This is a genomic window from Mesorhizobium sp. M8A.F.Ca.ET.218.01.1.1 (assembly GCF_004791165.1).
Classification (GTDB): domain Bacteria; phylum Pseudomonadota; class Alphaproteobacteria; order Rhizobiales; family Rhizobiaceae; genus Mesorhizobium.
Genome location: NZ_SRUZ01000057.1, coordinates 1 through 402 on the forward strand (window position 1 = coordinate 1; position 402 = coordinate 402).

A 402-nucleotide genomic window follows, 5' to 3' on the forward strand; every position below is an offset into this window, starting at 1 on the left:
ATCAAAAGAGCCCGGTTCTGGGGTTCCGTTTTGCGGTGTGGTGTGCGGTCTAATGCACGTGCAATGGCATCTCTTCACCGTTTCGGCCAGCGATCGTCAGCGCTTGATCGTCGCGGCCACTGGACGCCCGCAGAAGCATGTCTGGCGGAGAAGCGGCCGGGCCGATTATCGTGGAGGAATTGGAGGAACGGCGGTTGTGCCGCCAGACGCTTCCGTCTTCCGAGACGAATTTGACAACCTGGTCGTCGATCTGCAACGAGGAGTCGCGTGATGCGAAACCGCAAGACAGACCCGTTTTTGCTCGAGATATTCAAGAACGCGTTCGACACGATCGCCGATGAGATGACGCTTACGATCGTTCGTACCGCTTACTCCCAGATCGTTCGCGACTCATTGGATTTC

Annotated in this window: 2 protein-coding genes; both read left to right on the forward strand. The window is 57.0% G+C overall.

What is annotated here, in order from left to right; genetic code table 11:
- The coding region (locus tag EN861_RS35920; RefSeq protein ID WP_210235215.1) for a hypothetical protein at positions 1-271 on the forward strand (271 nt) is incomplete at its 5' end.
- Positions 271-402 (forward strand): hydantoinase B/oxoprolinase family protein (locus tag EN861_RS36865; RefSeq protein WP_135928213.1); only part of this gene is annotated, 132 nt, incomplete at its 3' end. The genes EN861_RS35920 and EN861_RS36865, both read left to right, overlap by 1 nt.